The organism is Thiomonas sp. OC7, assembly GCF_900634595.1.
GTDB lineage: Bacteria > Pseudomonadota > Gammaproteobacteria > Burkholderiales > Burkholderiaceae_C > Thiomonas > Thiomonas arsenitoxydans.
The window spans coordinates 3,835,277-3,848,272 of record NZ_LR131953.1 but is presented as its reverse complement, the minus strand read 5'-3'; the positions used below and the strand labels follow the sequence as shown (position 1 = coordinate 3,848,272).

Here is a 12,996-nt window from a genome sequence, read left to right as displayed (position 1 = left end):
CGTCAACCTCGCGGCGCTTGGTCGATCTCTTTGAGTCGTAGCGCCAGACTGCGGTATTCCGTCCGGTCGGCGTCTGCTACCAGGCCACCGGCAACCAGTTCGTCCTGCCGTCTTTTCAGCGCGGCGCGCTCCAGGCGCGACAGAATGGCCAGCAAATCCTGTTTGGCTGCGGCTTGGTCCAGTTCCAGCGGATCAGGCGACTCGGCCAGCACCTCCTCAGGCGCGTGCCCGGCCGCGCGCAAGGCTTCCCATAGCGCTGCGGCAGACAGTTCGGGCTGATCTTCCAGAATGGATTCGAGCGTCAGCACCAGCCCCTGCAGCGGCCCGGGCTCCAGCGAGAGCAGCGCATGCTGCGCCGGGTTGATGCTCCACCACAACTCGGGTTGCGACAGCAGCAAAGGGAGCAATTGCCGCAGGGGATCTTTCGGTACTGCAGCAAAGGCCCGCAGCGCCTCGCGACCGCCGCGCACGCGCGGCGCCGTCTTCATGCCACGCATGCCGAACGACTCCACCGGGGCGGATGGCTTGCGCGAGGGCAAAGACAGGCGAAGCACCTCGCGCAACTCGGTGGCGGGCATCTCCAGGCGGCGTGCCAGATCGGCCACCAACTGACCGAGCAAAGCAGGCGCCGTGATTTGCGACAACAACGGCCCGGCCTCGTGGATGGCCTGCGCGCGCCCCTCGGCGGTGGTCATCGCCACGCCATCGAACAGGCTGGAAAACAGAAATTCCGACAAGGGCTGCGCCCGGCCGATCTCGCGCTCGAAGGCTTCCGCGCCTTTTTCGCGCACATAAGAATCCGGATCGTGCTCGGCGGGCAGGAACAGGAACTTCACCACCCGCGTATCGCTGAGCAAAGGCAGGGCCTGCTCCATCGCCCGGCGCGCGGCGCGGCGGCCCGCGGTATCGCCGTCGAAGCTGAACACCACCTGGCCGGTATGCCGAAACAGCTTTTGCAGTTGCTGTGCCGTACAGGCGGTACCCAGCGTGGCCACGGCCTGTTCCACCCCGAATTGGGCGAGCGCCACGACGTCCATATAGCCTTCGACCACCAGCGCATAGCCCGCGCGCGAAATGGCGCTGCGGGCTTCGAACAGGCCGTACAGTTCCTCGCCTTTGTGGAACACCGCGGTTTCCGGCGAGTTGAGGTATTTCGGTTCACCCTGGTCGATGATGCGTCCGCCAAAGCCGATGACTTCGCCGCGCAGATTGCGAATCGGAAAGGTGATGCGGTCGCGCAGCCGGTCGTATCGACGCTGCGCCGAGGCAAACGACTCGGCTTGCGGATCGAGGGTGTCGCCGGCCGCGTCACGGGCCACCACCAGGCCGGACTGCACCAGGGCATCGGCGTTGTAATTCGCGAACGCGCCGACCAAAGGCTGCCAATCGTCCGGGGCGTAGCCCAGGCCAAATTTTTTGGCGACCTGGCCTTGCAAGCCACGGGCGATGAGGTAGTTCTTCGCCCGTTCGCTATGCCGCAGGCGGTGCTGATAAAAACCGTCGGCCGTCTGCAGGGCGTCGACGAGCGTGGCCTGCAGACTGCGCTGCTGTTGGAGCTGGCGGAGTTGCTGCGGGTCGAGATCGGGCTCGGGCACGGTCATGCCGTAGCGCCCGGCCAGTTCCTTGACCGCATCGACGAAGCCCATGCCCGCGTGCTCCATCAGGAAGCCGATAGCCGTGCCATGCGCGCCGCAACCGAAGCAGTGATAGAACTGCTTGCTCGCACTCACGGTGAACGAGGGCGTCTTCTCGCCGTGGAAGGGGCACAGGCCCTTGTAGTTGGTACCGGTCTTTTTCAGCTCGACATACTGGCCCACGACCTCGACGATGTCGGCGCGGGCGAGCAGATCCTGAATGAAACCGGGCGGAATGCGTTGCTGCATGGATCGGTCGTCGTCATCGTGGCGGCTGGGGCGGCGGCCGCGAAACGGCTGGATCGGGCGAGACTACTTGGGCTGCATGCGAATAGCGCCATCGAGCCGGATGACTTCGCCATTGAGCATGCGGTTGGTGAGGATGGATTCGACCAGGGCCGCGTATTCCTCGGGCCGTCCCAGACGCTGCGGAAACGGCACCATCTGTCCCAGCGCAGTCTGCACCTCGGCAGGCATGCCCATGAGCATCGGCGTCTCGAAAATACCGGGCGCGATGGTCATGACGCGGATACCGTCCCGCGAGAGATCGCGCGCCAGCGGCAGGGTCATGCCGGCGATGCCGGCCTTGGACGCGGCGTAGGCCACTTGCCCGATCTGCCCGTCGAACGCCGCCACCGAGGCGGTGTTGACGATCACGCCGCGCTCGCCATCTTCCAGCGGCGGCTGCTGCGCCATCGCGGCGGCGGCAAGGCGGGCGAGGTTGAAGCTGCCAACCAGATTGATGTTGATCACCCGCTGGAAAAGCTCCAGGGCATGGGGGCCTTGCTTGCCCAGCGTGCGCGCAGCCGGGGCGATGCCGGCGCAGCTCACCGCCACCCGCAGCGGGGCCAGCGCGTTGGCGGCTTGCACCGCCGCTTCCACGTCGCCTGCCTGCGTCACATCGCAGCGCATGAACTGGCAGCCGATCTCCTCCGCCGTCGCTCGCCCGGCGTCTTCTTGCAGATCGGCGATGAGCACCCGCATGCCCCGTGACGCGAGCAAGGCGGCGGTAGCGCGGCCCAGACCCGATGCGCCGCCGCTGATGATCGCGCTGTGTCCAGAGAGTTGCATAAGGCGCTCCGTCCGTTCAGCCCTGCAATGCGGCGAAGATGCGCTGCTGCACTTCGGCCACCGGCCCGACCCCGGAAATGGTGACCAGACGCGGCGCGCCGGGCTGGGCCATGCGCTCGGCGTAGAACTTCACCAGCGGCAGGGTCTGGGCGTGATAGACGTCCAGGCGTTTGCGCACCGTGTCTTCCTGATCGTCGGCGCGCTGCACCAGCGGCTCGCCGGTGAGGTCGTCCACTCCAGCCGTCTTGGGGGGATTGAAGGTCAGGTGATAGGTACGTCCTGAGGCCGGGTGAACCCGGCGGCCGCTCAAGCGCTCGATGATGTCGGCGTCGGGCACGTCGAATTCAAGCACTACGTCGATGCCGATTCCCGCTTTCTCCAGACCTTCGGCCTGGGCGATGGTGCGCGGAAAGCCGTCGAGCAGAAAACCCTTGGCGCAGTCGGGCGCCGACAGGCGCTCACGCACCACGCCCAGCATGATCTCGTCGGGTACCAAGGCGCCCGCTTCCATGATTTTCTGTGCCTGCTGGCCCAGCGGCGTACCGGCCTTCACCGCGGCGCGCAGCATGTCTCCGGTGGAAATCTGGGGGATGCCGAAGCGCTCGGTGATGAAGGCGGCTTGCGTGCCCTTGCCCGCGCCCGGTGCACCCAAAAGTATCAATCGCATGAAGGTCTCTCAATCGTAAAAACGCACATTTCAGAATAGCAGACCGCTCTGCCAAGGCGCTGACTCGGCGTCCTGTTCAGTGCTCAAGCCACATCGCCCGCACGCGCTCCAGATCGGCCAGCGTGTCGACCCCGGGGCCGGGCGCCTGTTCGGTCACATGCACCGCAATGGGGTGCCCGTGCCAGAGTACGCGCAATTGCTCCAGCGCTTCGGCCTGTTCCAGCGGCGCTGGGGCCAGCTTGGCGTAATCGCGCAGAAAACGGTGGCGATAAGCGTACAGCCCGATGTGACGATAGACCGGATGCGGGGGCTGCCCCTGCATTGTCCATCCGCCTGAACCCGCCGTGTAGGCGTCGCGCTGCCACGGAATCGGCGCGCGCGAAAAATACAGAGCCCTGCCCTGCGCATCGAGCACGACTTTCACCACATTCGGGTTGAAAATCTCGGCCGCTTCGGTGATGGCATGCGCGCAGGTCGCCATCGGGATTTGCGGAGTGCGCTGCAGCAAGGCCGCGCAGGCCGCGGGCAACTTGGGGTCGATCAGCGGCTCGTCGCCCTGCACATTGACCAAGATGGCGTCTTCGGGCAGACCCAGCGAATCGGCCGCCTCGGCCAGCCGGTCGGTGCCGCTGGCGTGATCTTCGCGGGTGAGAACGGCGCGAACGCCGTGCGCCGCACAGGCCTGCGCAATCAACGGGCTGTCACAGGCCACCACCACTTCCTGCGCGCCGCTATGCGCCACGCGCTGCGCCACGCGCACCACCATCGGCGCCCCGGCAATGTCCGCCAGGGGCTTGTTGGGCAGGCGCGTGGAAGCCAGCCGGGCCGGTATGAGCACCCAGAACGCAGCCGCCATGCTCAGGCCGCCGGTTCGGCAGTGGTGGTGTGGGACGGACTCGGCGTTGCGTCGGCGGGCAGGGTCATGTCGCGGGCGAGATCGACCAGCATCAGCGGAATGTCGTCGCGCACCGGGTAAGCCAGCTTGTCGCGCGGGCAGATCAGCTCCTGCGCGGCGGCGTCGAATTGCAGCGACCCTTTGCAGATGGGGCAGACGAGCAGGTCAAGAAGTCGGGAGTCCACGGGCTTTCTCCAATTGTTGGTGCAACCAGGGCAGCAGGTCGGCGGGCAGTTGCAGCCGCAGGCCGACAACCCAGAGACGCTCGCGCAAAACAGGCGGCAGATGAGCCGATTTTATGGCGTCCTTTTCCGTCAGCAGAATGGGGCCGTCTGGCGGCAGACCGGCCAGTGCATCGGTGCTCAGAGGCTGATGGTCGCCCAGCGCCCGGGTCTGCACCGTCAGCCCGAGAGCTTGCAGCATGGCAAAAAACTGCCCCGGGTGACCGATTCCGGCTACCGCGCTCAGCGGTTTCACGCCAAAGCGCTGCACGAACTGCGCAGCGCTGAGCGTTTGCCCACTAACCGGATGCGTGATGTCGCCCGGGCTGCGCACCAGCGCGAAGTGCCGCCCCCCGCCGGACACCTGCTGCAGCGCCGCCTCGGGGCCGAGCGTAGCGTCGCGCCGTCTGCCGGGCGATTCGCGCAGCGGCCCGGCAGGCAGCAGCCAGCCATTGCCCCAAAGGCGCTGATCGACCACCACCAGTTCGATATCGCGAGCCAGCGCCAGATGCTGCAGGCCGTCGTCGCTCAGAATCACATCCACATCGGGCCAGGCGGCCCGCAGGGCGAGCGCGGCCTGAGCGCGCCGCCGTCCGACCATCACCGGGCAGCCGGTCAAGCGGGCCAGCAGCACGGGCTCGTCGCCACACTCTGCCGGATCGCTCTGCGCGTCCACGCGCAATGGAGCGTCGTCGGCTGAGCGGCGACCATACCCGCGAGAAACGATCCCCGGCCGCCAGCCCGCCTGCTGCAAGCCGCGCGCCAGCTCGGCGATCAGCGGCGTCTTGCCCGCGCCGCCCACAGTGAGGTTGCCCACCACGACCACCGGCACGCCCACGCGCTCAGCACGCAGCACACCCGCGCGATACAGGCTGCGGCGACCGGCGCTCAGCAGCGCGAACAACCGGGAGAGCGGCCACAGCGCCCAACTCAGCAGGCTGCGGCGCACCCACCAGTCCGGCCAGCCGCTCGGCCCAGCGGGTTGCGCCATCAGGAACCGGGAGACTTCTGCGTGGCGAAGGTCAGGCGGCTCAAGCCTGCGGCGCGCGCGGCCTCCATCACATTCACCACCGATTGCTGCGTGGCCTGGGCGTCGGCGCTGATCACCACCATGGTGTCGGCCTTGCCTTTGGACGCATCGAGTAGCGACTGGGTCAGCGCACTCACCGTGCGGCTGGGGAGCAACTGCTTGTTCACCGCGTACTCGCCGCCGCTGCTGACGGCCACGATGATTTCCTGAGGATGGTTCTGCAACTTCTCGGCGTCGGCCGTGGGCAGAGTGATCTTCAGCTCGGTGAACTTGGAATAGGTGGTGCTGATCATCAGAAAAATCAGAATGACCAGCAACACATCGATCAGCGGAATGAGGTTGACCTCGGGATCTTCCGTGGTCTGGCGTTTGAAATTCATGGCAAGCGGCGCAGGTCGGAGGCGCGGTTCATTTCAGCGGCGCGGCAGATAGCTTTGCAGATGCGTGGCCAGACGCCGCGCGGCCTGCTCGAGTTCGACCGTGTAGTCGTCCACGCGGCTGCGGAAGTAACGGTAGAAAATCAGCGAGGGCACCGCCACGATCAGCCCAAGCGCCGTGTTGTAAAGCGCCACCGAAATGCCATGCGCCAGCACCGTCGGATCGGTTCCGGCCGTGGACTGCGAGCCGAAAATCTCGATCATGCCCACCACCGTACCCAGCAGACCGAGCAAAGGCGCCGCAGAGGCCACGGTGGCCAGCGCGTTGAGATACTTCTGCAGCCGATAGACCTGATTCCTCCCGGCGTTTTCCAAGTCTTCCTGCAGCCCCGCCGCGCTGGCATGCGGCCGCGCCACCGAGCGGAACCCGCTGGCCAGCACGGCGCCCAGCGGCGAGTTCTGTTCGAGCTTGTCGATCACATCGGCCGCCGGCAGTTGCTTGGCCGACACATTCAGCGCCTCGTCCAGCAATTTGGTCGGCAGAATGCGAGCGCGACGCAGCGAGGCCAGCCGTTCGAAAATCACCGCGAGGGCCACAATCGAGCACAGAATCAACGGCCAGATCGGCCAGCCTGCGGCTTCCACCATCTGCAACATGGGTCTTTTTCCTTTGCGTCTTTGCGCTGCAAAATCAGTCGCCGTGCGTGCCCAATCCGCCACGCACGATCCTTCAGCGCCGCATTATGCCGGGTCAGAGAAGTGGCGGACAATGAAACAGCGGGCGCCGGTCAAGAGTCAAGATCGCGGGCTTCGAAAGTTATCCCGCCTTTCTGTGGACAACTCTGTGGGAAAGCGCTGAACGGCGGCGCCAAATCGCGCAAAATCAAGCACCCGGCTTAATGTGACGCTTTTTTAATCAATAACTTCTCATTGTTTTTCAATAACTTGGCATGCAAGCACGTTACCTTCGGGCGCATTCTGGCAGCGAAAGCATCTGCAGGCAAAGTGTGCACATCCTCTTGACGTTTCGCACCTGGCGACTCGATATCCACCTTGAAAACTTCAACTAACGGCGTCCTGGTGTGGACAGTTTCTACTCTGGTTCAGGCCTTCTCGGATGCCCTCAACGCCCGCTTCAACAGCCTGAGCGTGCGTGGCGAAATCTCGGGCCTGGTTCGGGCCGCAAGCGGCCACCAGTACTTCAACCTCAAGGACGGCACGGCGCAACTGCGCTGCGTCTGGTTCCGCCAGCGCGCAGGCTCTGCCGCCACCGCGCTGCGCGACGGCATGAGCGTGCGGCTGCGCGCCACCGTGGCGATTTACGAACCCCGCGGCGACCTGCAACTCATTGTTGAGAGCGTGCAGCCCGACGGCGAGGGCGCGCTGCTCGAAGCTTTTTTGCGCCTCAAGGCCAAACTGCAAATCGAGGGCCTGTTCGACCCCGAGCGCAAACGCCCGCTGCCGGCCCTGCCGCAAGCCGTGGGCGTGATCACCTCGCTACAGGCCGCAGCCCTGCGCGACGTGCTCACCACCCTGCGGCGGCGCAGCCCCCATGTGCGCGTCGTGGTCTATCCCGCCAGCGTGCAGGGGGCCGCGGCGCCCGGCGAGCTGCTCGCCGCCCTGCAGCGCGCACAGGCGCGGCGCGAAGTCGATCTCATTCTGCTGGTACGCGGCGGCGGCAGTCTCGACGATCTCTGGGCCTTCAACGACGAGGCGCTGACCCGGGCGATTGCCGCCAGCACCCTGCCGGTGATCAGCGGCGTGGGCCACGAGACCGACTTCACCCTGGCCGATTTCGTCGCCGATCTGCGTGCGCCCACTCCCACCGCCGCCGCCGAACTCGGCGTGCCCGCCCAGGCCGCTTTGCTCGACGCGCTCACCCATACCGCGCACCGCGCCAGCAGTGCACTCAGCCGCCATCTGCAGCGCGAACAGCAGCGCTGCGACCGCCTCGCCCTGCGCTGGCCGCAACCTGCCGCGCTGCTGGCCGCACCGCAGCGCCACCTCGCGCAGTTGCAGTGGCGACTGCGGCAGGCCTTGAACGACCTGCCGAGGCTGCATGCGCAACGGCTGCAACTCTTACAGCACCGCCTGGCCCATGCGCTGCGCCAGCGCGCGCCCCGGGAACGCGAGCGCCTGAACCGATGCGAGCGCAGCCTGCCAGAAGCGCTGTCGCGCCAGATTTCCAACAGCCAGCTCCGCCTTGACCGGGCCGCGCAGCACCTGCAACTCCTCAGCCCGCGCGCCACCCTCGCGCGCGGCTACCTGCTGGGCATGAACGCGAACGGCCAAGTGCTGCGCGACCTCACGCAACTCGCGCCACAGCAGCCCCTGCTGCTGGCCGACGCGCAACGCGCGGTGCGGATCGACATCGGCCGCATCGACGCGCAGCCCCATCCTCTCGAAGCAGACATCCCGCCGAATTGAGCGCCCCCAGGGTCGGCTCGCCGACCCGTCCCCCGCGGGGGATGAGGCCCGCGGCTCCAAGCTGCCCTGCGGCAGCTTGGACGGAGCCGAATCCGAGCAGCTTGCAAGCTGCGAGGTGGACAAGGAAACTTGGGGCGGCCCTGCGTTTCCTTGAGTGAGCAAAGTCAAACGGCTGTTCCTAGAATGGCCTTGGTTTGATTTATGCAACCGCCACTCACTCAAGGAGAAGCCCATGCAACACGAACTCCCCCCCCTGCCCTTTGCCCCCGACGCGCTCGCGCCGCATATGTCGCGCGAAACGCTGGAATACCACCACGGCAAGCACCATCAGGCTTATGTCAATAACACCAACAACCTGATCAAGGGCACCGAGTTCGAGAACATGTCGTTGGAAGACATCATCAAAAAATCCAGCGGCGGCCTGTTCAACAACAGCGCCCAGGTGTGGAACCACACCTTCTTCTGGAACTGTCTGAAAGCGGGCGGCGGCGGTGAACCCAAGGGCGCGCTGGCTGCGGCCATCAACGCCAAATGGGGCAGCTACGCCGCGTTCAAGGAAGCCTTTCACAAGTCGGCCGTCGGCAACTTCGGCTCGGGCTGGACCTGGCTGGTGAAAAAGGCCGACGGCAGCGTGGACATTGTCAACACCGCCAACGGTCAGACCCCGCTGACCACCGCCGACAAGGCCCTGCTGACCATCGACGTTTGGGAACATGCCTACTACATCGACTTCCGCAACCGTCGCCCCGACTTTGTCACCACCTTCCTCGACCACCTGGCCAACTGGGACTTCGCCGAAAAGAACTTCGGCTGATCGCGCCCGAACCCGTGTCGCAGAAAAGCCCGCTGTGCGGGCTTTTCTTTTTGGGCGACGAGCGCCCCTCACACCAGCCGCAGATCGACTGGCCGTGCCCCCGGAAAAATGGTCTGAATCTGCGATGGCCTCAGCCCCCACTGCCGCTGGAACAGGCCGCCGAGCAAGTCGCGGTAGTCGGTCAGCACCGGGTCGTCGCGGTTCTGGTTGAGGGTGGAGGGCGATTGCACGATCTGCTCACCCGCGATGCGCCCGCCCCGCACTGCGCCGCCCAACACCCAGTACACGGTGCCGTGGCCGTGATCGGTGCCGCGATTGCCGTTTTCGCGGAAGGTGCGGCCAAACTCGCTGAGTACGACTACAGTGGTCTGCTGCCAGGCGGGGCCCAGCGCCTGCGCCATGCCGGCCAGCCCCTGGCCGAGCGCGGCGAGTTTGTCGGCAAGCTGGCCTTTTGCGCCGTTGTCGGTGGCTTCGTTGACATGGGTGTCCCAGCCGCCCACGTCGATGAAACCGACGTTGAAGCTGTCGCGCATCAATCCGCCGATGCGCACGGCCTCGGCGACGAAGCCCTTGGGCGCGACCGCGCCGCGGCTGGCGGCCACCATCTCGGCCTGCCAGCCGGAGGCCTGCATATCGTCGGCGACGGTCTGGTGCACAGCGAAGCCTTCACGCACCGCCGCGCCCTGCGACGAGCCGTTCCACATGCTTTCGATCAGCGCGCGCTGGCGGTCGTCTATGCCGGTGTGCCCAGCTTGGGCGATGGCGAGATTGGGCACGCGCTGGGCGCCGCGCAGCGAAAGCGGCAGCTGCGCGGTAAAGGCCATGGGCTGGGCGCGCGCGCCCAGCTGCTGCACCAGACGGTTGAGAAAGCCGTCGTTGAAATTGCGCGTCTGCGGGCCCTGGCCGAGTTCGATGTGATCTTGCGTTTCGAAGTGGCTGCGGGTCAGATCGCGCGTGCCGGCAAAGGGCACGAAAGCCAGTTGCCCGGCCTGCCACAGCGGCAGCAGGGATTCGCGCAGCGCCGGATGCAGCGCCCAGTCGGCATTCAGCGCGATGGACGCGTCGGCGCCCTCCCCCGGCCGGGGCACGGCGATATGCGGGCGCGACTCGTAGTAAAAGCTGTTGGCATGGGGCACGAGCAGATTGGTGGCGTCATACGCGCCGCGCAGAAACACCAGCACGAACTTGGGCTGCCCCTGTGCGGCGGGCGCGGCCCACAGGCGGGTCATCGGCGCGGCCAGCGCGGCGGCGGTGGCGGTTTGCAAGAAATGGCGGCGTTGCATGGCAGTTTCTCCTGAGCAATTCACCGGGCCGCACCAAGAATTTCTCGCCCCTGGGGGGAGAGCCGAGTGCGGCGAGGCTTCGGGGGGCATTCACGCGTTCATGAATTCGGGCGATGAGAGCCACAGCGTGTTCCAGCGCAGGCGGTCGTTGGCCTGCGCCAGCGCGCGCAAGGTGGCGATGCTGAGCTGGTTTTGCTGGGCGAGATAGACCGGGCTGCGCGCGAGATCGGGCGGGGGACGGAGGGGCGGCTTGGGCGCGGCTTGGGAAGCCGTCATCGCGGCCATTGCTTCGTCAGGTTCTGCGGTCACCTGCGGCGCGCTCTGCCGCAGGAAGGCAGGCGGCGGCTCGAACATCGCCGGTGCGCCACTGCCGATCTGCCGCGCCACTTCGAAGCGCGCGGTGAGCTGGCCCGAGCCGTCCCAGGCGCTGGCGTTCAGCGGGTAGCCGTCGGGCGTCTGGCGTCCGAACAGCGGCTCGCCCAGGCGGGCCAGCATGCCGAGCACCGGCTGCGGGTTGCGAATCGGTTCGTCCCCCAGAGTGGCGCGCAGCGCCGACAGCACATAGCGCATCGGGTCTTTGAACTGCGGCTGGCGCAGACTGGCGATGAACGCCGCGCTGGTGAACATCGCGCGCAGCACTTCGGCCATCTGCCCGCCGCTGGTCTGCCAGCGCCGCACCATGACATCGACCAGAGCGGGCGGAGCGGGATCGGCGACGAAGTACTGCGCCAGTTGCGTGCTGATGTGGCGCGCCGTGGCGGGGTGGTCGGCCAGCAGGGTGATGACCTCGTCGATCTCTTCCAGGCCGTGGCCTTGCAGGGTGTAGCCCAGCACCGTCTTGGGGTCGGGGTCGTGCCGCGCGGGGTTGAACACCACCAGTCCCTGCCGCCACACATCGGCGCGCAGGGCCGGGCGCACCCGCACGGGCTGGTCCATCAGGTCGACGCCCAGGCCGGTGAGTGCGCGGGCGAGGTTGGTCACATCGGTCTGGGTATAGCCGCTACCTACGCCCAGGGTGTGCAGTTCCATGACTTCGCGCGCATAGTTTTCGTTCACATGGCCACGGGCGTTTTGCGCGTTGTTCAAGTAAAGCAGCATCTGCGGCGAAAACATCGTGGCGCGCAGCAAATCACGGAAGCGCCCCAGCGCGTGCGGGGCGATGACGCGCTGGGTGTAATCGCCCATCATCGGGCCGATATTGCCACCACGGAACACATTGAAATGATTCAGCCAGAACCAGCTCAGCCGCTGCTGCAGGGCATTGGGGGCGTACAGACCGAGCCACACCTGTTGCGCCGCGGCCTGTTGCGCCAGCGCATATTTGAAGCGGTTGAGCGCCTTCAGCCGGGCCTCGGTGTCGGCAGCGGCCTGCGGGTCATTCTTGCGGGCCTGGAACAAGGCGCGTTGTTCACGCATGATGGGCGGAATGAGCGCTTCGAGCGGCTGATTCACCGGCAAGGTGGCTAGCTGCGCCGCCAGATCGGACGGCAGCGCTGCATTGGGCTGAACGCGCAGTTGCAGGTCCAGATAGGCCGTGGCGCCCAGGCGGGACAGCGCCTGCAGTTGCTCCGCACTGGCGCCCCAGCTCACGCGGTCGAGAAAGGTCACCGGGCTGACCTGCGCAGCGGCGTCCAGTCCGGCAGGGCCAGCCTCGCCAGCGGCCTGCAAGTTTTGCGACAGGGCAGCCGGCGCCAAACCCCACAAGCCCAGCCCCGCAACGCCAAGCCCCCCGATGAAACGGCGGCGCGAAAGCCGCCCGGCCGCGTGCAAACGATGTTCCATGATCGACGCTCCGTTCAGCCGCACACGCCCCAATGACCGGGATGCCAGGCGCCGTAGGGGCCGCGCCAGCCGTGATGCCAGCAGCCGCCGCCCTCCGGCCGCACGATCACCGCACCGGAAACCCGCGCCGGGGCAAGAGGCGCCACATAACACCCGCCGAGCAGCAGACTCCCTGCGACCGCCGCTGAAACCAGTTGCAGGCGGCGCGAGCGTGCGGCTTGTCCCAAGGCTTTCATGGCGCGCGTCATGGTGCGATCTCCCGGCTGATGGCGTCTTCCTGACGGTTCAGCGCCCAATACTGGGAACGCACCAGCGCGCCGCCCTGACGTCGCGCCAGCATGTTCTGCCGCCAGCGCACCTGCGCCACCTGGTGTTGCAGCGCGGCGGCCCGCCAGGGCGCGAGGGCGCCGGTCCACCTTGCATAGGCAATGCGGTGATCGAGATGATTGGCGCGTTGGAGCACTTCAGCACGCGCCGGATGGGCGGCCTGCCAGGGTGTTTCGGCCATGGCCAGCGGCGCGGTGAGCAAGGCGCTGGCAGCCAGCAGACCGAACGCCAACCGCTTCCAGTGCCCGGCGTTTGCTTGAGAGCGCCCCCAGGGTCGGCTCGCCGACCCGCCCCCCCCGGGGGACGAGGCCCGCGGCTCCAAGCTGCCCTGCGGCAGCTTGGACGGAGCCGAATCCGAGCAGCTTGCAAGCTGCGAGGTGGACAAGAAAACTTGGGGCGGCCCGGCGTTTTCTTGAGAGTGATGCAGAAAAGAATGCATGATGGACTTCCTTTGAAATTCGACGAGAA

Annotated in this window: 14 protein-coding genes; 2 read left to right on the top strand and 12 right to left on the bottom strand. The window is 66.5% G+C overall.

The genetic code is table 11. The features are described from left to right. Positions 1–2: 2 nt before the first annotated feature. The 8 genes from dnaG to BIO17B3_RS18570 all read right to left on the bottom strand — a co-directional run bounded on the left by dnaG (position 3) and on the right by BIO17B3_RS18570 (position 6,552). Positions 3–1,883, bottom strand: coding sequence for a DNA primase (gene dnaG / locus BIO17B3_RS18605; RefSeq protein WP_156055157.1), 1,881 nt, complete (start codon positions 1,881–1,883; stop codon positions 3–5). Positions 1,884–1,946: 63 nt separating this feature from the next. Continuing rightward, positions 1,947–2,705 carry an SDR family NAD(P)-dependent oxidoreductase gene (locus BIO17B3_RS18600; protein WP_156055154.1) on the bottom strand — a complete coding sequence of 253 codons (759 nt, stop codon included), beginning with the start codon at positions 2,703–2,705 and terminating at the stop codon, positions 1,947–1,949. Between the two features lie 16 nt (positions 2,706–2,721). Then, positions 2,722–3,372, bottom strand: a complete 651-nt coding sequence (gene adk, locus BIO17B3_RS18595; protein ID WP_156055153.1) for an adenylate kinase — start codon at positions 3,370–3,372, stop codon at positions 2,722–2,724. A 76-nt stretch (positions 3,373–3,448) separates the two neighbouring features. After that, positions 3,449–4,228, bottom strand: a complete 780-nt coding sequence (gene kdsB, locus BIO17B3_RS18590) for a 3-deoxy-manno-octulosonate cytidylyltransferase (RefSeq protein WP_156055151.1) — start codon at positions 4,226–4,228, stop codon at positions 3,449–3,451. A 2-nt stretch (positions 4,229–4,230) separates the two neighbouring features. Further along, the gene (locus BIO17B3_RS18585) at positions 4,231–4,452 is read right to left on the bottom strand and encodes a Trm112 family protein (protein ID WP_156055149.1); all 222 of its coding nucleotides are present in this window, start codon (positions 4,450–4,452) and stop codon (positions 4,231–4,233) included. Further along, a complete protein-coding gene (lpxK, locus tag BIO17B3_RS18580; RefSeq protein ID WP_156055147.1) occupies positions 4,433–5,479 on the bottom strand; it encodes a tetraacyldisaccharide 4'-kinase in 1,047 nt (348 codons plus the stop codon). Before lpxK ends, BIO17B3_RS18585 begins: the two co-directional genes overlap by 20 nt. Continuing rightward, positions 5,479–5,898 (bottom strand): biopolymer transporter ExbD, encoded by a 420-nt coding sequence (locus BIO17B3_RS18575; protein WP_013106060.1) that lies wholly within the window; start codon positions 5,896–5,898, stop codon positions 5,479–5,481. Before BIO17B3_RS18575 ends, lpxK begins: the two co-directional genes overlap by 1 nt. Before the next feature lie 33 nt (positions 5,899–5,931). Then, on the bottom strand, positions 5,932–6,552 hold the full coding sequence (locus tag BIO17B3_RS18570) for a MotA/TolQ/ExbB proton channel family protein (RefSeq protein WP_013106061.1): 621 nt from the start codon (positions 6,550–6,552) through the stop codon (positions 5,932–5,934). A gap of 396 nt (positions 6,553–6,948) precedes the next feature. On the opposite strand from BIO17B3_RS18570, the gene xseA reads away from it, so the two are divergent. After that, the gene (gene xseA, locus BIO17B3_RS18565) at positions 6,949–8,322 is read left to right on the top strand and encodes an exodeoxyribonuclease VII large subunit (protein ID WP_156055145.1); all 1,374 of its coding nucleotides are present in this window, start codon (positions 6,949–6,951) and stop codon (positions 8,320–8,322) included. A gap of 232 nt (positions 8,323–8,554) precedes the next feature. Beyond that, positions 8,555–9,136 carry a superoxide dismutase gene (locus tag BIO17B3_RS18560; RefSeq protein WP_156055143.1) on the top strand — a complete coding sequence of 194 codons (582 nt, stop codon included), beginning with the start codon at positions 8,555–8,557 and terminating at the stop codon, positions 9,134–9,136. A gap of 68 nt (positions 9,137–9,204) precedes the next feature. On the opposite strand, the gene BIO17B3_RS18555 is transcribed toward BIO17B3_RS18560, so the two are convergent. The 4 genes from BIO17B3_RS18555 to BIO17B3_RS18545 all read right to left on the bottom strand — a co-directional run bounded on the left by BIO17B3_RS18555 (position 9,205) and on the right by BIO17B3_RS18545 (position 12,967). Then, entirely contained in the window at positions 9,205–10,419 is a 1,215-nt protein-coding gene (locus tag BIO17B3_RS18555) for a DUF1501 domain-containing protein (RefSeq protein ID WP_156055142.1), read from the bottom strand. A 90-nt stretch (positions 10,420–10,509) separates the two neighbouring features. Beyond that, positions 10,510–12,201 carry a DUF1800 domain-containing protein gene (locus tag BIO17B3_RS18550; RefSeq protein WP_232054342.1) on the bottom strand — a complete coding sequence of 564 codons (1,692 nt, stop codon included), beginning with the start codon at positions 12,199–12,201 and terminating at the stop codon, positions 10,510–10,512. Positions 12,202–12,215: 14 nt separating this feature from the next. Beyond that, positions 12,216–12,449 carry a hypothetical protein gene (locus tag BIO17B3_RS19305; RefSeq protein ID WP_232054341.1) on the bottom strand — a complete coding sequence of 78 codons (234 nt, stop codon included), beginning with the start codon at positions 12,447–12,449 and terminating at the stop codon, positions 12,216–12,218. Next, positions 12,446–12,967 (bottom strand): hypothetical protein, encoded by a 522-nt coding sequence (locus BIO17B3_RS18545; RefSeq protein ID WP_197737915.1) that lies wholly within the window; start codon positions 12,965–12,967, stop codon positions 12,446–12,448. Before BIO17B3_RS18545 ends, BIO17B3_RS19305 begins: the two co-directional genes overlap by 4 nt. Positions 12,968–12,996: the final 29 nt, after the last annotated feature.